Source organism: Klebsiella sp. GL120222-02, assembly GCF_003097195.1.
GTDB lineage: Bacteria > Pseudomonadota > Gammaproteobacteria > Enterobacterales > Enterobacteriaceae > Klebsiella > Klebsiella variicola.
In genome coordinates, this window is record NZ_QEQO01000003.1 from 563,950 (window position 1) to 582,158 (window position 18,209).

The 18,209-nt window shown below is 59.0% G+C and carries 14 protein-coding genes and 2 pseudogenes; 12 read left to right on the forward strand and 4 right to left on the reverse strand.

Annotation, left to right across the window (positions count from 1 at the left end):
• Nucleotides 1-298 precede the first annotated feature (298 nt).
• Both evgA and N438_RS12780 read left to right on the forward strand, forming a co-directional pair.
• Entirely contained in the window at nucleotides 299-913 is a 615-nt protein-coding gene (gene evgA, locus N438_RS12775) for an acid-sensing system DNA-binding response regulator EvgA (RefSeq protein ID WP_008806546.1), read from the forward strand.
• Between the two features lie 4 nt (nucleotides 914-917).
• Nucleotides 918-4,160 (forward strand): transporter substrate-binding domain-containing protein, encoded by a 3,243-nt coding sequence (locus tag N438_RS12780; protein ID WP_116696322.1) that lies wholly within the window; start codon nucleotides 918-920, stop codon nucleotides 4,158-4,160.
• A gap of 90 nt (nucleotides 4,161-4,250) precedes the next feature.
• On the opposite strand, the gene N438_RS12785 is transcribed toward N438_RS12780, so the two are convergent.
• Nucleotides 4,251-4,913, reverse strand: coding sequence for a YfdX family protein (locus N438_RS12785; RefSeq protein WP_165587095.1), 663 nt, complete (start codon nucleotides 4,911-4,913; stop codon nucleotides 4,251-4,253).
• Nucleotides 4,914-5,150: 237 nt separating this feature from the next.
• Between N438_RS12785 and N438_RS12790 the strand changes: the two genes are divergently transcribed.
• From N438_RS12790 to N438_RS12800, 3 genes and pseudogenes are all read left to right on the forward strand, one after another.
• Entirely contained in the window at nucleotides 5,151-5,726 is a 576-nt protein-coding gene (locus N438_RS12790; protein WP_012540525.1) for an HdeD family acid-resistance protein, read from the forward strand.
• Between the two features lie 26 nt (nucleotides 5,727-5,752).
• Nucleotides 5,753-6,058: an acid-activated periplasmic chaperone HdeB gene (hdeB, locus tag N438_RS12795; RefSeq protein WP_094917591.1), complete on the forward strand. Its 306-nt coding sequence runs from the start codon at nucleotides 5,753-5,755 to the stop codon at nucleotides 6,056-6,058.
• Nucleotides 6,059-6,134: 76 nt separating this feature from the next.
• Nucleotides 6,135-6,212: pseudogene (locus tag N438_RS12800) on the forward strand (cobalamin adenosyltransferase); the annotation flags it as partial.
• Here the strand turns inward: N438_RS12800 and dhaR are convergent.
• Nucleotides 6,190-8,115: a dihydroxyacetone kinase operon transcriptional regulator DhaR gene (gene dhaR, locus N438_RS12805; protein ID WP_032733834.1), complete on the reverse strand. Its 1,926-nt coding sequence runs from the start codon at nucleotides 8,113-8,115 to the stop codon at nucleotides 6,190-6,192. The pseudogene N438_RS12800 and the gene dhaR overlap by 23 nt on opposite strands.
• A gap of 101 nt (nucleotides 8,116-8,216) precedes the next feature.
• The gene (locus N438_RS12810) at nucleotides 8,217-9,314 is read right to left on the reverse strand and encodes a glycerol dehydrogenase (protein ID WP_044613632.1); all 1,098 of its coding nucleotides are present in this window, start codon (nucleotides 9,312-9,314) and stop codon (nucleotides 8,217-8,219) included.
• Nucleotides 9,315-9,565: 251 nt separating this feature from the next.
• Between N438_RS12810 and N438_RS28020 the strand changes: the two are divergent.
• The 5 genes and pseudogenes from N438_RS28020 to N438_RS12835 all read left to right on the forward strand — a co-directional run bounded on the left by N438_RS28020 (nucleotide 9,566) and on the right by N438_RS12835 (nucleotide 14,794).
• Nucleotides 9,566-9,768: pseudogene (locus tag N438_RS28020) on the forward strand (hypothetical protein).
• A gap of 155 nt (nucleotides 9,769-9,923) precedes the next feature.
• Nucleotides 9,924-10,994, forward strand: a complete 1,071-nt coding sequence (gene dhaK, locus N438_RS12820) for a dihydroxyacetone kinase subunit DhaK (protein WP_032741013.1) — start codon at nucleotides 9,924-9,926, stop codon at nucleotides 10,992-10,994.
• Nucleotides 10,995-11,004: 10 nt separating this feature from the next.
• A complete protein-coding gene (gene dhaL, locus N438_RS12825; RefSeq protein ID WP_008806558.1) occupies nucleotides 11,005-11,637 on the forward strand; it encodes a dihydroxyacetone kinase subunit DhaL in 633 nt (210 codons plus the stop codon).
• Between the two features lie 10 nt (nucleotides 11,638-11,647).
• Complete coding sequence (dhaM, locus tag N438_RS12830; RefSeq protein ID WP_116696323.1) at nucleotides 11,648-13,069, forward strand: dihydroxyacetone kinase phosphoryl donor subunit DhaM; 1,422 nt, start codon at nucleotides 11,648-11,650, stop codon at nucleotides 13,067-13,069.
• A 75-nt stretch (nucleotides 13,070-13,144) separates the two neighbouring features.
• Nucleotides 13,145-14,794: a glycerone kinase gene (locus tag N438_RS12835; RefSeq protein WP_116696324.1), complete on the forward strand. Its 1,650-nt coding sequence runs from the start codon at nucleotides 13,145-13,147 to the stop codon at nucleotides 14,792-14,794.
• Between the two features lie 203 nt (nucleotides 14,795-14,997).
• Here the strand turns inward: N438_RS12835 and N438_RS12845 are convergent, their stop codons facing one another.
• Nucleotides 14,998-15,774, reverse strand: coding sequence for a siderophore-interacting protein (locus N438_RS12845; protein WP_022066313.1), 777 nt, complete (start codon nucleotides 15,772-15,774; stop codon nucleotides 14,998-15,000).
• A gap of 237 nt (nucleotides 15,775-16,011) precedes the next feature.
• Between N438_RS12845 and N438_RS12850 the strand changes: the two genes are divergently transcribed.
• Nucleotides 16,012-16,566, forward strand: coding sequence for a PadR family transcriptional regulator (locus tag N438_RS12850; protein WP_116696325.1), 555 nt, complete (start codon nucleotides 16,012-16,014; stop codon nucleotides 16,564-16,566).
• 257 nt (nucleotides 16,567-16,823) lie between these two features.
• Nucleotides 16,824-18,203 carry a putrescine aminotransferase gene (ygjG, locus tag N438_RS12860; protein WP_012540512.1) on the forward strand — a complete coding sequence of 460 codons (1,380 nt, stop codon included), beginning with the start codon at nucleotides 16,824-16,826 and terminating at the stop codon, nucleotides 18,201-18,203.
• Nucleotides 18,204-18,209: the final 6 nt, after the last annotated feature.

Below are 18,209 nucleotides of genomic sequence, written 5' to 3' on the forward strand. Positions count from 1 at the left end.
TTATTATTTACCTGCCAGCTGTTGCCGGAGGGAATTCCGGGCTACTCACCTTAAAAAGAGCAGATTAATCGTTTGCATTTTTTTTAACAGCAGACAGCGCTGAAGTCAGTGAACGCCTGTTCCTACAGCTGTCATCCAGATATGCAAATATATTCGACAAGCACTCATCCACAATATTTTCCCGGCCGAAAACGATTTGTGTTACAATTGCGCCTTATTCCGGCACCGATAAAAATAATCCCCGCCGCACCTGCACCAGGCATCGCCCTTCTTTTTTCATATCAGGATTTACGCCCCCATGAATGCGATAATCATTGACGATCATCCATTGGCACGTATCGCCATTCGCAATCTTCTCGACACCAACGGCATTACCGTCGCGGCAGAACTCGACAGCGGCGCCCATGCGGTGCAGACCGCAGAAAGCATGCAGCCTGACCTGCTGATTGTCGATGTCGATATTCCGGAGCTCAGCGGCATCGACGTTCTGGAGCAGCTGCGCAAACGCCGTTACCGGGGAAAAATTATCGTCATTTCCGCGAAGAATGAACTGTTCTACGGCAAACGCAGCGCCGACTGCGGAGCAAATGGTTTTGTGAGTAAAAAAGAGGGAATGAATAATATCCTCGCCGCAATCGACGCAGCCAATAATGGCTACAGCTATTTCCCCTTTTCACTGGAACGCTTCTGCACCCACGGCATCACCGATCAGGACCGGCTGGATACGCTGTCAACGCAGGAGATGAAGGTGTTCCGCTATATTCTCAGCGGCGTCGACTACACCACCATCGGCAGCAAAATGAATATCAGCAATAAAACGGTAAGTACCTATAAGGTCCGTCTGATGGATAAATTAGGCTGCAGCACCCTGCTTGAGCTATATGACTTTGCGCAACGCAATAAAATAGGGTGATGGCATGGCGGTTCGTCTTATTTTATCCGTCGTTGTCGGGTTGGCGCTGAGTCTCTCTCCTGCCACGTATGCCATGAAACAGCTGGAGCTGAAGAGCCATTCTCATATCGCGGCGATCGATATCCCGCTTAGCGGTAAGGAGAAAGCATGGCTGGCGGCGCAGCCTACGCTGACCGTCGGGACCTGGCTTCCCGAGAGGACGCCCATCGTCTATGACGGCGACGAGAAAAGTTATCAGGGCATCAACGCCGACTATCTGGCACTGATGAAGCACAGCCTCGGACTGAAGGTGATTATCCGCCAGTATGACACCGAGCAGCAGGCGCTGGCCGCCCTGGACGACCGGCAGGTCGATACCCTGCTCACTCAGGTAGCTCACCGGGATGCGCTCGCCGCAGGCCTGGTACGAACCGCGCCGCTGATCAAAACCTGGCCGGCGCTGGTGACCTCGCTGAAATCCCCCCTGCCGCCGCTGACCACTGACCGCCGCGTTACGCTGGCCTGCACCCGCGAATGCGCCTTTTTCGATATTATTCAGCAGGCGTTTCCCAACGCCAAAATCACCCTTTACGATAGCGACTATCAGGCGCTTGCCTCGGTGGTCAGCGGTGAAAATCAGTATTTCATTGGCAACAACATCACCACTGGCCACTGTATCTCGAAGTATTTCTCGCAATCGTTGGTCATTGCGCACTATTTTCGTCAGCAGGAACAACACAACCGCTTCGTCACCCGCGACGATCGGCCGGAGTTACACCAGATCCTCGATCGTTTCATTCATGCCATCGACAGCGATACCGCGATGCGGATCATGCAAAACTGGCTCAACCGCGGCGATCTGTCGTTTCTCAATACCCCCCTCCCCTTTAGCGCCGAGGAGCAGCGCTGGCTACAGAAGCATCGTCGCGTCCGCCTGCTGGTCAACCCCTACTTTCCGCCCTTTACCCTGGTGGATGACGAAGATGAGCTGCGCGGCATCATGGCCGATATGCTGAATATTTTCTCACTGCAGACCGGACTACAGTTTGACCCCATCCTGGTGCGCAATCGCCACGATCTGGCAAAGCGCATGGAAAAAGAGGACTGGGCGATCATGCCCGCCGCCACCCTCAATTCGCAACCGCAGGCCTACGTCACCCTCAGCGATCCGCTCATTAACGTGGCCTTTGTGCTGGTCGCCCGCGGCAGCGCGCCCGACCCGCATCTGCTGACGCGATCGGTGCGGATCGCCCTGCCGGTGGGGCCGATCGCCGCCCACGACCTGAAAGCGCGCTTTCCGCAGGTTAACTGGGTAGAGACGGATAACGTTGGTGTCGCCATGAAGATGGTGGAGGAAGGCGAAGTGGATGCCGCCGTGGCCTCGGAACTCTCCGCCCGCTATGTGATCGATCACTACTATCCGCAGGGCCTGCACTACACCCGCATCGACGGACTCCCGGTCGCCGCCATTCGGCTGGCCATCCCGCGCGATGAACCGGTGCTGGCCGCCATTCTTGGCAAAGCGCTGCAGGCGATTCCACCACGGGATATTCTGCAGATGACCGAGAAGTGGTCGAAAATATCCAGCCAGCAAATAGAGAACTGGAGCCAGTACAGCCGCCAGTTTTACCAGCTGATCGCCTTTGCGCTGGTGCTGATCGCCATCAGTCTCGGCTGGGGACTCTCCCTGTGCCGGGAAGTGCGCAAACGCAAAGACTCCCAACAGCGGCTGGAAGACGAGCTGGCGCAGAAGGAGGCGCTCTCCTGTGCGCTGGAGCGCGAAAAAGACAAAGCGATTCAGGCGACAAAGGCGAAGAGCCGCTTTCTGGCCAGCATGAGCCACGAGCTGCGCACGCCGGTGAGCGCCATCGTCGGCTTTCTGGAGCTGCTGGCGAAACCGGAGCTGAACGGCGGCCAGCGTAAAGAGGCGATCGAGCTGGCGGGATCGACGGCGCAAACTCTGCTGGGGCTGATCGGTAATATTCTCGATATCGACAAGATTGAGTCGGGAAAATACCAGATCACCCCGCAGTGGAGCGATGTCGCACAGTTAGTGTCGCAGCAATGCCACACCTTCGACGCGCTGGCGCAGCAAAAGGGCATCGTTCTGCACCACCATAACGCGCTGCAGGAAGGGATCATGCTGTGGCTCGACCCGCAGGCGCTACGGCAAATCCTCAATAATCTCATCGGCAATGCGCTGAAGTTTACCGCCGAGGGTGCGATTCAGGTCAGTTGCCGGCTGGTGCAGGCGGATGAGACGCAGGGGGAGCTGACGCTCATCGTCAGCGACAGCGGCTGCGGGATCAGTGAAGCAGAGCAGGCTACTCTCTTCCACCGCTATGCTCAGGCGCGCCAGGGGCGCCAGCAGACCGGCTCCGGACTGGGGCTGGTCATTTGCAAAGAGCTGGTTGCGCTGATGCAGGGTCGACTGGAGATGGTCAGTCACCCGGGGGTGGGGACAACTTTCACCATCACCCTGCCGGTCAAGGCGAGTCACTGCGCGCTTCATGCGCCGCAGGCATTGCCCACCAGGCCGCAGGCCCTGCCCGGGCTGGCGATATTGATAGCGGACGACCACCCCACCAACCGGCTGCTGCTTAAACGCCAGCTCAGCACCATCGGCTATAGCGTCGATGAAGCCTGCGACGGTGAAGAGGCGGAGAATAAGCTCGCCAGCAAACATTACGATCTGCTGATCACGGACCTCAATATGCCCAGGAAAGATGGTCTGGCGTTGGCGGCCTCGTTACGCCGTCGCTATCCGGGCCTGGTCATTTGGGGCGTGACCGCCAGCGCGCTGCCGCAGTCACGGGAGGCGTGTCTGGCCAGCGGCATGAATATGTGTCTGTTTAAGCCGGTGTCGGTTCAGACGCTGAGCCATGAGCTCAGCCGTTTAGCGGAGGGCCGCGCATCACCTAACGTCACCCGGCACCTGAAGCTCAACGTGCTGACCGAAAATACGGGGGGAGACCAGGCGCTGATGACTGAAATACTGGAGACGTTCCGCGATGCGTCGGCCACAGATTTGCAGGCCGCCGGACAGGCTATCGTCCGGCATGAACCGCAGACCTTTCTGCGAGCGCTGCACCGTCTGCACGGTTCAGCACAAATTCTGGGGATTACTGCGCTACAACAATTGTGCGCCCCTTTTGAGGCTAAGCGACCTGATTCGCTGACGCCGGCAAGCTGTCTGGAGGTGGTACAGCACATCACCGGCGTCATGCGCGAGATCGACGGCGAAATCAACGCCCTGATCGGCCGCTAGCCGTTCCGCTCGGGCAGTCCGCCTGCCCGAGCGTTAAGGGGACATCCATGTCAGTTTCTTCCTCTGCGCTCTCTCAGGGTGGAACGAGGATCAGTTGCCTGCCACCAGCATCTCGCTATCCACCACAATGCCCTCTTCAGCGCCCTTCAGCACCAGATTCGCTTCGTAATACTTCCCGGCTTTCAGCAGTTTTTGCGCCTGCGCCACCGCTTTACGGGTCTGGTTGAGCGGCATCAGATACTGGTTCTCGATCACGCCGATGCCGGCCAGACGCAGGGTATCAATAGCCCCTTTCTGGTCACCTTTCGCCAGCTTTTCGTTGGCAGATTTAATGGCACTCTCTTTTTCCGGTGTGGCCACGTAGTCTTCAGACAGGGCGACGGTCGCGTTGATCACCACATAGCGATCGGCGATCATTTTTGCTGTGGCGTCAGTTTTCACGAACTTCGCCCAGCTGGCGTCATCGGCGGCCAGCAGCGCGGCGGCGTCGTCTGCCAGTTTTTTGGCGCTCTCCGGCTGGCCGTGGAACAGCGCCAGACGGGCGAACTGGACGTCGCGCATCGCGTTCGCGCCCTGCACCGCCACCTGCAGCACATCGGCAGCTTCTTTCTGTACCTGCGCCGTGGCTGCCGCGGTTGGCGCTGCCGTCGCGCTGTCTGCCGCCCACACCGGAGAGGTACCCATCATGGTTGCCAGCAGGCTCGCCAGAATGACTTTTTTCATTGTTAACTCCTGATTAAAATCGGTAAGCATCACCAAACGCAGCCAGCTTAAAAAATATCGTGGTTATTGAGAATCAGAGCCCGGAAGCGATATTGCGGGCCTGGTCTGACAGCTGTCAGACCAGGCGTATAAAGTGACCTCGGCGCTCTTATTTACGCCTGGCGATACCGCGGCCTACTATTTTTCTCAGACATTTTTTTTGGCCCGCGGAATAAACCATACGTTTATTTCAGCACCAGGCCGCCTACCGGGATCTGCGGAGCAATTATGTTTATGTTTAGCCATTACACTTTAAATGCGTTTAGTCCACGCATCTTCTTACGATATAAACGGCATGCCGGCATGATGGCCGCCCTGCTGTTTATCTGCGGGGCCTGTTGCCTGGCCTGGCCGTTGGTCGCCGGTTGGTATCTCGCCGTGGTAACCGGCATGTTGTTGATGATCTGTGGCTTCTATTCACTGTACAGCTTGATTGTCTTCCGCCAGCAGCACTGGAAATCACGCCTGGTGGCGCTGATCTTCGCCATCGCCTGGATCGTGCTCGGCCTGAGCTTTGTCGTCAATCCCCTCAACGGTATGAGCAGTCTGGCCATTTTATTTGGCTTTTTATTTGTTCTCGGCGGTATTTCCCGCATCGTCAGCGGATGTCAAACCCGAAAACAAAGCGGCGCTGGCTGGAATATTTTTATCGGTTTGCTGGATTTACTTATCGCCTGCCTGTGGCTGGCAATGAACCCGCAGCAAAGCTGGTTATTTATCACCGCGTTTATCGGCGTTGAAATGATATTTAGCGCCATCGGCTTTCTGGTCCTGCGCAATAAGATGAAGCACGCCCAGGCTTAAGCCGTATTTTATCACTGGAGAAGAAAATGAATTTACCTAAAGCACTCGTGTTGACCGCGGCGGCCACCACATTCTGTCTGATGACCAGCCCGGCGTTCGCGGTTCAGGAAACCACACCGCAGAATATGACCTGTCAGGAGTTTATGGATATGAACCCGAAAAGCATGACCCCCGTGGCCTTCTGGGTCGTGAATCGCAACACCGACTTCAGCGGCGGCGACTATGTCGACTGGCATGAAGTCGAAACCGTCTCGGTACCGAAAATGCTGCAGGAGTGCCACAAGAACCCCACCGCTAAACTCGGCGATCTCAGCGCGGTCATCAAAAAATAACCCTGCTCCCCGGCGTCCTGCCGGGGAAAGTTAACCTCGTTACCCGCCGGACCCGTCTCACTTATCGATACCGCTACGCTACAGCAATCGCCTGTTGGATGCCCTGTTCTCCATGGCGCGTATCGAGGAGACTAGGCCTGATGCTTGCGCTTGAACTGGCTGGCGTCAATATCGTACTGCTTCATTTTGCGCCATAGGGTGGTGCGGCCGATATTGAGCAGCTGCGACATCTCCTGCACCCGCCCGCTGGTCACTCGGGCGGCGTGAATAATAGCTTCCTTTTCGATGGCGCTAAAGGTCAGGCTGGCCGGCAGCAGCGATGACGCGCTATCCCCGCCCGGCCGCTCGGAAAAGAGATATTCCGGCAGATTACTCAGGCGAATGTGGCCGTTGTCGCTGCTGATGGCGATATTCTCAATGACGCTGTTGAGCTCAAAATCATTCCCCGGCCACGAGTAGGCCACCAGCTGCGCCAGCGCGTCATCGTCCACTTTCAGTCGCGAAGAGAAACGCTTCTCCAGGCTTTTCAGGCGGTTATGCACCAGCGACGGAATACTGTTGCGTCGGGCGCGCAGCGGCGGGATGACGATCTCGAACGAGTGCAGCGCATAGTACAGCTGGCGGCTAAAGCGGTTCTGCTCCACCAGGTTGGCCAGATCGACGGTGGTGGTGGCGATCACCTTCACATCCACCGGGATCAGGCGCCGGGCGTCAAGGCGGGTGAGCACTCCCTGCTTAATGACCTGCAGCAGAGCCGACTGCAGCTCCGGCGCCAGATACTCAATCTTTTCCAGAAACAGGGTGCCGCCGTTGGCCAGCTCAAGCCGGCTCAGGCGGCCATTCTCATCATCAGTGGGGGCGCTGCCCATAAAGTCCTGGCCCAACACGCTGTCGGCATACAGCTGGCAGTTGACGGCGATGTAGGGGCCGCCCGCCCGCTCGCTTTCATTGTGGATGGCCTGGCTCAGCAGCTCTTTCCCGACCCCCTCTTCGCCGCACAGCAGCACCGGGAAGCCGCCGCGCGCCGCCTGGCGGCCAAAGTGGATCAGGCGCCGGGTTTCCGGATCGTCAGCAGACATCTGCTCAAAGGTGTGGCTGACTTTACCGAGCTGGCTGGTCATCAGCTGCCGCATCTGCTCCACCGGGTGCAGGAGCAGGATAAAGCTGTTGCCTTGCGCCTCGACAATCGGTTTTAAGGTGATCACCGCGTCGACAAACTGATGCTGACTTTCAAAGGTGACTTCGACGTGATTCAGGCCGCGGGCGTGTTTGATGGCGCGGCGCAGCAGCGCAGGGAGGGTCACCAGATCGGCGATATTTTTCCCCTGGCTGGCCTGGGCATCAAGATGCAGCAGTCTCGCCGCCTGAACATTGAGAAACTGCAGGACGCCCTGCTCGTTCCACGCCATCACCCCATCGTCCATGCTCTCCAGCAGGCCGTACATCTGATTGAGGTGGCGGTTGGATTCCGCCAGCAGGCTGTCGGTGAGCAGTGAATTGCCCACCTCGCGGGCGATGGCCAGCGTCAGGGAAAGGTCGGCGCTGGACTGGTGCTCCACCAGACAGCAAAGCGAGATAGAGCCGAACAGCCGCCCGTGATTATCAAACACCGGCGTCGAACAAAAGCTCCATGGCTGCAGGGCCTGCTTAAAATGCCGATCGCCGGCGGTGTTGATCGGCTGCCCCTGCATCGCGGCCAGCGACAGCGCGCAGGTGCCGATAATGCTCTCCGCACAGTAGCTGCCGTCGCGAAACCCCAGGTCAGCCAGCTGGGCCAGCGTTTGCGGTTCGCCGCAGCGGCTCAGGATGCAGGCGGTCTCATCAAGAATAAACAGCGCGCAGGGGCGACCGTCCATAAACTCCCAGGCGTCCTCCAGCGCCGCCTGACCGATGGTCAGCAGCGCGGTTTTACGCCGACAGATCGAGTCAAAAGTCAGGCCCTGGGCCTGGTGCGGCGTTTGCCAGGTTTCACGCTGCATAAACTTGCTGCAGCGATGCCATGACTGGGCGATGACGGCAGAGACCGCCTTCCCGGTATCCTGAGTCTGAACAGTCATACTGTTTTCCGCGTTTTACCATAGAGAACCCCTCCGGCAGCCACTGCCAGAGGGGAGAAAGAAAAACCGCCGACCGGCGCCAGCGGTTTAGCCACCGCGAATTAACGCGCCAGCCACTGCTGGCCTAACAGATCGGCGGTGAGGATAGCGGCGTGCACACTCTCCGGGGTCACCGCGAACGGCATATTGTGGATGGTCTCCCCTTCCGCGCAGGTGGCTTTCGCCACCGCGGCGATTTTCGCGTCGATCTCCTCTTTGACGCCCATCTGCGCGAGGGTCACCGGCAGGCCGACGCGCTGGCAGAAGCCCAGCACCGTTTCAATCTCATCCATCGGGCTGTTCTGCAGCACCAGCTGCGCCAGGGTACCGAAGGCCACTTTCTCACCGTGATACAGATGGTGGCACTCTTCCAGAATGGTGAAACCGTTGTGGATCGCGTGGGCGGCGGCCAGGCCACTGCTTTCAAAGCCAATGCCGCTGAGGTAGGTGTTCGCCTCGATGATGCGCTCCAGCGCTTCGGTCACCACCCCGGCCTGCGCCGCCAGACGGGCCTTTTCGCCCTCCGCCAGCAGCGTATCATAGCACAGGCGGGCGAGGCTCAGCGCCGCCTCGGTGGACTGCCCCCCGGCCATGCTGGTGGCGCGCGCATCGTAGCAGGCCTTGGCCTCGAACCAGGTGGAGAGCGCATCGCCCATGCCGGAGACCAGCAGGCGTACCGGCGCTTTGGCGATAATCGCCGTGTCCATCACCACCATATCCGGGTTTTTCGGATAGATCAGATACTCTTCAAACTCACCCGCTTCGGTGTAGATCACCGACAGCGCGCTGGTTGGCGCATCGGTCGAGGCGATGGTCGGGATCACCACCACCGGCAGCTTCTGGTAGTAACCGATCGCCTTCGCGGTATCGAGGGTTTTACCGCCGCCGATGCCAACCACGCCGCGGCAGCCCTGTTTTTGCAAAATCGCCATCAGACGGTTAATTTCCGCATGGCTGCATTCACCGTTGAACCGTTCCGCATGGCAGCGAATATCGTGGCTCTGCAGACCATTCACCACTTTCTCTCCCGCCAGCTTCATCACGAAATCGTCGGCGATGACGAAGAAGCTCTCCGCCAGGTTTTTGGCATATTGACCGAACAGGACAGCAGCATCAGGACCCTGAAGATATTTGGCTGGAGATTGAATAACTTTTAGCATTCCTTTCACCCTCAAATAAGTGCGCATGTAGACATGAAGAGCCCTGGCGTTATCCGCGCCGGCCGGAAAACGCGGCCTGAACGGAACGGTACCGGAGCAGTGCGATCACTGTAGGGCCGGCAGGGAACAAAAAAATCTTTCGCCTTTTTGTTCTGATATGAAACACAGCTTAAATTTTTACGTTTCATATTGGAACAAAAAACCCTGTTCTCTGTCAGGATTGCGATCCCGATCCGCTCATCTGCCGCATAATGCCCTTACCATCCCCCCTTTTCGGCCTTTTTTTCTCCCGCAGCCGGCAGAAAATCAGCAAAAATTTTTTCCCACCCGCTTCGCCAGCCATCCTGACCGCCGCTTATAACAGAAGAAAAAAAGCGCGCCAGCTCGCATTTTCACCGTATCCTCGGCAAAAACGTTCCATAAAGAAACAAAATCAGGAAGCAATGTTTCGTAATGAAACCCGATCGTCGGGGCATTCTTTTTTTCGTCCGCTCAGCCAGAATCATCATATCGCCAGGCACGCTCCACCGTCAGACGATACCCCTACGCGATGACCGCCTCCGCCAGCAGAGAGGCCGCATCGAACCTTCTCCAACGGAGCACTGAATAATGAAAAAGCTGATTAACCGTGTTGAAGATGTACTGAATGAACAATTACAGGGGCTGGCTAAAGCCCATCCGCAGCTGACCCTGCATCAGGACCCGCTATATGTGACCCGCACCGACGCGCCGGTGGCCGGCAAGGTGGCCTTGCTCTCCGGCGGCGGCAGCGGACATGAGCCGATGCACTGCGGCTATATCGGCCAGGGCATGCTCTCTGGCGCCTGCCCGGGGGAAATCTTCACCTCGCCGACGCCGGACAAAATGTTCGAATGCGCGATGCAAATTGACGGCGGCGAAGGCGTTCTGCTGATTATCAAAAACTACACCGGCGACATCCTGAACTTCGAAACCGCCACCGAGCTGCTGCATGAGAGCGGCATTAAAGTCACCACCGTGGTGGTCGACGACGACGTGGCGGTGAAAGACAGTCTCTATACCGCTGGTCGCCGCGGCGTCGCCAATACCGTGTTGATCGAAAAACTGGTCGGCGCCGCCGCCGAGCGCGGTGACTCGCTGGAAGCCTGCGCTGAACTGGGCCGCCGCCTGAACAATCTCGGCCACTCGATTGGTATCGCTCTCGGCGCCTGCACCGTACCGGCCGCCGGGCAGCCCTCCTTTACGTTGAAAGATAACGAGATGGAGTTCGGCGTCGGCATTCACGGCGAGCCGGGCATCGACCGCCGCCACTTCAGCTCGCTGGACCAAACCGTCGATGAGATGTTCGATACCCTGCTGGAGAATGGCGCCTACAGCCGCACGCTGCGCCAGTGGGATACCGTCAAGGGCGCGTGGCAGGAAGTGAAGCAGAGCAAAACCGCGCTGCAAAACGGCGACCGGGTCATCGCGCTGGTCAATAACCTCGGCGCCACCCCGCTGTCCGAACTGTACGGCGTGTATCACCGTCTCGCCCAGCGCTGCGAAGCGTCCGGCATCATCATCGAACGCAACCTCATCGGCAGCTACTGCACCTCGCTGGATATGTCGGGCTTCTCCATCACCCTGCTGAAAGTGGATGATGAGACGCTGGCGCTATGGGACGCCCCGGTTCATACCCCGGCGCTGAACTGGGGAAACTAAGGAGCACGACATGTCACTGAACAGAACGCAAATCGTCGACTGGCTGTACCGCTGCGGCGACATTTTCACCAAAGAGAGCGATTTTCTCACCGGCCTCGATAAAGAGATCGGCGACGCCGACCACGGTCTCAATATGCACCGCGGCTTTAGTAAAGTGGTCGAAAAGCTGCCGTCGATCGCCGATAAAGATATTGGCTTTATCCTGAAAAATACCGGCATGACGCTGCTCTCCAACGTTGGCGGCGCCAGCGGCCCGCTGTTCGGCACCTTCTTTATTCGCGCCGCGCAGGTCACTCAGGCCCACCAGAGCCTGACCCTCGACGAACTGTACCTGATGATCCGCGAAGGCGCGGACGGGGTGGTCAACCGCGGCAAAGCGGAGCCAGGGGATAAAACCATGTGCGACGTCTGGCTGCCGGTGGCGGACTCCCTGCGCCAGTCCAGCGAGCAGCACCTGTCGATCGCCGCCGCGCTGGATGCCGCCTGCGAAGTGGCCGAGCGTGCGGCCCACGCCACCATCACCATGCAGGCGCGTAAAGGCCGCGCCAGCTATCTCGGCGAGCGCAGCATCGGACATCAGGATCCCGGCGCAACCTCGGTGCTATTTATGGTTCAGATGCTGGCCGCCGCCGCCAAAGAGTAAGGAAATCGCGATGGTAAACCTGGTTATTGTTTCTCATAGCGCCCGGCTGGGCGAAGGTGTCGGAGAACTGGCCCGGCAGATGTTAATCAACGATGGCTGCAAACTGGCGATCGCCGCCGGGATCGACGATCCCGACAGCCCGATCGGCACCGATCCGCTTAAAGTCATGGAGGCGATCGAATCTGTCGCCGATACCGATCACGTGCTGGTGATGATGGATATCGGCAGCGCGTTGCTCAGCGCCGAAACCGCCCTCGATCTGCTCGATCCGACGATTGCCGCGAAGGTGCGGCTGTGCGCCGCGCCGCTGGTGGAAGGGACGCTGGCGGCCACCGTCAGCGCTGCCTCCGGCGCCGGGATCGACAAGGTGATCGCCGACGCCATGAGCGCCCTGGAGGCCAAGCGGGTTCAGCTGGGTTTACCTTCGCCAACTTCTGACGCCGCGCCGGCGCCGATGCTTGCCGACGACGGCGACACAAAATCGGTTTCAGTTATTATTAACAATCACAACGGCCTGCACGTGCGTCCGGCGTCGAAGCTGGTCGCCGCGCTGGCGGGTTTTAATGCCGATCTGCTGCTGGAGAAAAACGGGAAGTGCGTCAAACCGGACAGCCTCAACCAAATCGCGCTATTGCAGGTACGCCGTAACGATAAACTGCGCCTGCTGGCCCGCGGTCCGGATGCCGACGCGGCGCTGGCGGCGTTTCAGGCGCTGGCCGCCGATAACTTCGGTGAATCGCCTGCGGCGCAACCGGCAGCGGCTCCGGCAACGCCCGAGCGCGTCGAAGGCGTTGCCCTGCGCTATCCGCTGGCCCTGATCCAGCCGCTCCGCCCGGCTGCCGCCGATGCTGCCCGCGAGCAGCAGCGCCTGCGCCAGGCCATTGACCAGACGCTGGCGGATCTTATCGCCCTGACCGAGCTGGCGGAAAATAAATTTCACGCCGATATCGCGGCGATCTTCGCCGGGCACCACACCCTGCTCGACGATGACGATCTGTTTGATGCCGCCAACGATCGTCTGCTCACCGAACAATGCTCGGCGGAATGGGCATGGCATCAGGTGTTGATGGAGCTCAGCCAGCAGTATCGCCAGCTGGATGCCCCCTACCTGCAGGCGCGCTATATCGATATCGAAGATATTTTGCAGCGCACCCTGCGCCATCTGCAGGGCGTTCAGGAGAGAGTGCCGACACCCGGCGAGCCAACAATTATTATTGCCGACAACATTTATCCCTCAACCGTCTTACAGCTGGATGCCAATCTCGTCAAAGGCCTGTGCCTGCGCGATGGCAGCGAACAGGCTCACGGCGCGATTATCGCCCGCGCCGCGGGGATCGTCTGGCTGTGCCAGCAGGGCGAGGCGCTGAATGATATTCAGCCTGGCGAAGCCATCGCGCTCGATATGCGTAACCAACGCCTTATCCGTGACTAAAATTCACGTTGACCGTTACCGCTCCGGAGGCCTGCCTCCGGAGGGTGAGTTTTCGCTTATTCTTCAGGAACCACTATGTCTCAATTCTTTTTTAACCAGCGCGCCAGCCTCGTCAACGATGTGATTGAGGGTACCATTATCGCCAGCCCGTGGAATAACCTCGCCCGTCTGGAGAGCGACCCGGCGATCCGGGTGGTGGTCCGTCGCGATCTGAATAAAAACAACGTGGCGGTGATCTCCGGCGGCGGCGCCGGCCATGAACCGGCGCACGTCGGCTTTATTGGTAAAGGCATGCTGACCGCCGCGGTCTGCGGCGATCTGTTCGCCTCGCCGAGCGTCGACGCGGTGCTTACCGCCATTCAGGCGGTGACCGGCGAGGCGGGCTGCCTGCTGATCGTCAAAAACTACACCGGCGATCGGCTTAACTTCGGCCTGGCGGCGGAGAAAGCGCGCCGTCTCGGCTACAACGTGGAGATGCTGATCGTCGGCGACGACATTTCGCTGCCGGATAACAAGCATCCGCGCGGCATCGCCGGGACCATTCTGGTGCATAAAGTGGCGGGCTATTTCGCCGAGCGCGGCTTCAACCTCGCCACCGTCCTGCGTGAAGCACAATACGCCGCCAGCCATACCGCCAGCATCGGGGTGGCGCTGGCCAGCTGCCACCTGCCGCAGGAAGCCGACAGCGCGCCGCGCCATCAGGCCGGTCATGCCGAGCTGGGAATGGGCATCCACGGTGAGCCAGGCGCCTCGACGATCGCCACGCAAAACAGTGCGGAAATCGTCAACCTGATGGTGGAAAAACTGACTGCCGCCCTGCCGGAAACCGGCCGCCTGGCGGTGATGCTTAATAACCTCGGCGGCGTGTCGGAGGCTGAGATGGCGATCCTCACCCGCGAGCTGGCCAACACCCCGCTGCAGGCGCGCATTGACTGGCTGATAGGCCCGGCCTCGCTGGTGACGGCGCTGGATATGAAAGGCTTCTCGCTGAGCGCCATCGTGCTGGAGGAGGGTATTGAAAAAGCGCTGCTGTCGGACGTGGAAACCGCCGGCTGGCAGACGCCGGTGCAGCCGCGGGCAGTTAACATCATGCCGTCCACTCTCGCCAGCGCGCGCGTCGACTTCATGCCATCGGGCAATCCACTGGTGGGCGATTACGTCGCGCAGGTGACCGGCGCCCTCATCGATCTTGAAGAACATCTCAACGCACTGGACGCCAAAGTGGGCGACGGCGATACCGGCTCCACCTTCGCCGCCGGGGCGCGCGAGATTGCCGACCTGCTGCAGCGCCAGCAGCTGCCGCTAAACGATCTGCCCACGCTCTTTGCGCTGATCGGCGAACGCCTGACGGTGGTGATGGGCGGCTCCAGCGGGGTATTGATGTCGATCTTCTTCACCGCTGCCGGGCAGAAGCTGGGGCAAGGCGCCAGCGTGGCCGAGGCGCTGAACGCCGGTCTGGAACAGATGAAGTTTTACGGCGGCGCCGATGAGGGAGACCGGACGATGATCGACGCTCTGCAGCCGGCGCTGGCGGCGCTGCTGGCCGAACCGGAGAACCTGCAGGCCGCTTTTGCCGCGGCGCAGGCCGGGGCGGATCGCACCTGCCAGTCGGGCAAAGCTGGCGCCGGACGAGCGTCCTATCTCAACAGCGATAGCCTGCTCGGCAACATGGACCCCGGCGCCCATGCGGTAGCGATGGTGTTTAAGGCCCTGGCGGAACGATAAGCCTTCCCCGGTGGCGCAGCGCTTACCGGGGCTACAAATCGGCGCCAACCGTACGCAAGCCGCTATCCGGGTTTTACTGGGGCGACGTCACACCGCCGAATAGAAGGTCGGGTAAGGCGTAAGCCGCCACCCGACAAAAAACGGCGCCAACCGTAGCCCGGATAAGGCGCAAGCCGCTATCCGGGTTTTACCACGATGGCTTTTTACTTACTGTGCCAGTACGCCTGGGAACGCACCAGCTGCTGATCGATACTCTCGTCTTCAAAGCGCGCCAGCAGCGATTTCACCACCGCGCCTTCGCCGGTCAGCCAGATGAAATAATCCTCCGCCGGCACCTTCACCTGGGCCAGACGCTCGGCGACGAAGGCCGGGTTGTGGCCCACCACCCACTCGATGTTAAAGCCGTCGAGATCCGCCAGATAATCTTTATACGACGCATCGGCGATAGTAACGATGGCCGTCACCTGCGGCCTTGCCGGCAGCTGGCGTAATCCCAGCAGACGACGGCGCAGCGCCGGCATGCCGGACTCATCGCAAACATACAGCTGCCAGGCATAATCTTCCGGCACCACCAGCGAGCCGCGCGGGCCGCCGATCACCAGCTTATCGCCCACTTTTGCTTCCAGCGCCCAGCGGCTGGCGATACCGCCATCGTGGATATAGAAATCGTAAGTCAGCTCGTGACGTTCGGCATCGTACAGCGGCGTATAGTCACGAGTGGCAGGCCGCACGCCCTCGCCCCAGTCAATCCCCTCCTCGGTCACCTGCGGCGGGGTAAATGCCGCGCCCGGCTCGGGGAAAAAAAGCTTGGTATGATCGTCAAAGCCGTGAGAAGCGAAGCCTTCCAGCGTCTCGCCTCCCAGCACGATACGCTGGAACGCCGCGCCTGCGCGCTCCACGCGCAGCACCGTCAGCTCACGGAAACGCAGCTCATTGCGGACACGCTGCGGGTACTTGTCTGCTTTGGTTTTTGTCATCATCGATTGCCTTCGTGAACGGTAAATAGATATATCTAAACTTGATGCAAATGATAATGATTGCCAACTAAAAAGAATGCAAGTCTTTTTTTGATATAGTCAAAACAAACCGCATCAAAATCCACAATTAGAAAATAATTACATATATATCAATATATTAAAAAATAAATATCAACCAGCATTGCGAACATTCATTTTTTAGATATAAATTAGATATATCAAAAACAGCAGGAGGTAACCATGCGACATCATCATGAAGAGGGGCGTGGGCCACGCGGGCGCCACGGTGATCCCAGCGAATACGGCGACCATGGCCGCCGCGGCGGCGGACGTCGCCAGCGTTTCTTTGGCCACGGTGAACTGCGGCTGATCATTCTGGATATCCTCAGCCGCAACGCCAGCCATGGCTATGAGCTGATCAAAGAGATCGAAACGCTTACCCAGGGGAACTACAGCCCCAGCCCGGGGGTGATCTACCCGACGCTGGATCTGCTCCAGGACCAGGGCCTTATCAGCGTGGAAGATGACAACGGACGTAAAAAAATCGTTATCAGCGAGGAAGGAAAACAGCTGCACGCCGAGAACCAGGAGCACCTGGCCCATATCCAGGAGCGTCTGCAGGCGCGGATGGTCGGCTGCGAGCTGCGCCGGGATCCGCAGATGAAGCGCGCGCTGGAAAACTTCAAAGCGGTCCTCGACCTGAAAGTGAACCAGCAGGCCAGCAGTACCGCTCAGCTCAAACAGATCATCGGCATTATCGACCGGGCGGCGATGGAGATCTCTCAGCTCGACTAAGCCTCTTTTTTCACCACCGGCTGCCCCGCGCTGGGGCAGCCCGCACCACGACGGATCGCCCCGTTCATCGCCGCCAGGCAGAAAATCTCGTCAGCTCAGGAATAAAACGTGCCAATAGTGGCGCAATGAGATTAAATTTTACACATTTCGTCTTTTACTTTGCATTTATCCCGATTTTCACCGCTTCTGCCGAACTGGCGTAATCCCTGCAATACTTAATCCAGTATCGTGTGATACGTCCGCCCCAGGAGCACATTTTGAACAGGTTACCTTCCAGCGCATCGGCTCTGGCCTGCAGCGCACACGCACTGAATCTCATTGAAAAGCGCACGCTTGATCATGAGGAAATGAAAGCACTTAACCAGGAGGTCAGGGAATACTTTAAAGAGCATGTGAATCCGGGGTTTTTAGAGTATCGAAAATCGGTCACAGCCGGCGGGGATTACGGAGCCGTAGAGTGGCAAGCGGGAGGGTTAAATACGCTTGTCGACACCCAGGGACAGGAATTTATCGACTGCCTTGGTGGGTTTGGCATCTTCAATGTAGGGCACCGTAATCCAGTTGTGGTATCCGCCGTCGAGAATCAACTCGCGAAACAACCGCTTCACAGTCAGGAACTGCTGGATCCGCTACGCGCGATGCTGGCGAAAACCCTGGCAGCCTTAACGCCCGGCAAACTAAAGTACAGTTTCTTCTGCAACAGCGGTACCGAATCGGTAGAGGCGGCCATCAAGCTGGCGAAAGCCTATCAGTCGCCGCGCGGTAAATTTACCTTCATCGCCACCAGCGGCGCCTTCCACGGTAAATCGCTGGGCGCGCTGTCGGCCACCGCCAAGTCGACCTTCCGCAAACCCTTTATGCCGCTGCTGCCGGGCTTCCGCCACGTGCCGTTCGGCGATATCAACGCCATGCGCACCATGCTGAGCGAGTGCAAGAAAACCGGCGACGACGTCGCGGCGGTGATCCTCGAGCCGATTCAGGGCGAAGGGGGCGTGATCCTCCCGCCGCAGGGGTATTTGCCGGCGGTGCGTAAGCTGTGCGATGAGTTTGGCGCCCTGCTGATCCTCGACGAAGTGCAGACCGGCATGGGCCGCACCGGCAAGATGTTCGCCTGCGAGCATGAGAACGTTCAGCCCGATATTCTGTGTCTGGCGAAAGCGCTCGGCGGCGGTGTGATGCCGATCGGCGCGACGGTGGCGACGGAAGAGGTCTTCTCGGTGCTGTTCGACAACCCGTTCCTGCACACCACCACCTTCGGCGGCAACCCGTTGGCCTGTGCGGCGGCGCTGGCGACGATCAACGTGCTGTTGACGCAAAACCTGCCGGCGCAGGCGGCGCAGAAAGGCGATATGCTGCTGGACGGGTTCCGCCTGCTGGCGCAGGAGTATCCGGACCTGGTGAATGAAGTGCGCGGGAAAGGCATGCTGATGGCCATCGAGTTTGTCGATAACGAGATTGGCTACGACTTTGCCAGCGAGATGTTCAGACAGCGGGTGCTGGTCGCCGGGACGTTAAACAACGCCAAGACGATCCGCGTTGAACCGCCGCTGACCCTCACCCTGGAGCAGTGTGAGCAGGTGCTGAAAGCGGCGCGTAAGGCGCTGGCGGCCCTGCGCGTCTCGGTTGAAGAAGCGTAATAAGTG

Bases quoted from the DNA above. Each gene is read 5' to 3' on its own strand.
- evgA (WP_008806546.1), top strand. From the start codon at position 299: ATGAATGCGATAATCATTGACGATCATCCATTGGCACGTATCGCCATT.
- N438_RS12780 (WP_116696322.1), top strand. From the start codon at position 918: ATGGCGGTTCGTCTTATTTTATCCGTCGTTGTCGGGTTGGCGCTGAGT.
- N438_RS12785 (WP_165587095.1), bottom strand. From the start codon at position 4,913: ATGCTTACCGATTTTAATCAGGAGTTAACAATGAAAAAAGTCATTCTG.
- N438_RS12790 (WP_012540525.1), top strand. From the start codon at position 5,151: ATGTTTATGTTTAGCCATTACACTTTAAATGCGTTTAGTCCACGCATC.
- hdeB (WP_094917591.1), top strand. From the start codon at position 5,753: ATGAATTTACCTAAAGCACTCGTGTTGACCGCGGCGGCCACCACATTC.
- dhaR (WP_032733834.1), bottom strand. From the start codon at position 8,115: ATGACTGTTCAGACTCAGGATACCGGGAAGGCGGTCTCTGCCGTCATC.
- N438_RS12810 (WP_044613632.1), bottom strand. From the start codon at position 9,314: ATGCTAAAAGTTATTCAATCTCCAGCCAAATATCTTCAGGGTCCTGAT.
- dhaK (WP_032741013.1), top strand. From the start codon at position 9,924: ATGAAAAAGCTGATTAACCGTGTTGAAGATGTACTGAATGAACAATTA.
- dhaL (WP_008806558.1), top strand. From the start codon at position 11,005: ATGTCACTGAACAGAACGCAAATCGTCGACTGGCTGTACCGCTGCGGC.
- dhaM (WP_116696323.1), top strand. From the start codon at position 11,648: ATGGTAAACCTGGTTATTGTTTCTCATAGCGCCCGGCTGGGCGAAGGT.
- N438_RS12835 (WP_116696324.1), top strand. From the start codon at position 13,145: ATGTCTCAATTCTTTTTTAACCAGCGCGCCAGCCTCGTCAACGATGTG.
- N438_RS12845 (WP_022066313.1), bottom strand. From the start codon at position 15,774: ATGATGACAAAAACCAAAGCAGACAAGTACCCGCAGCGTGTCCGCAAT.
- N438_RS12850 (WP_116696325.1), top strand. From the start codon at position 16,012: ATGCGACATCATCATGAAGAGGGGCGTGGGCCACGCGGGCGCCACGGT.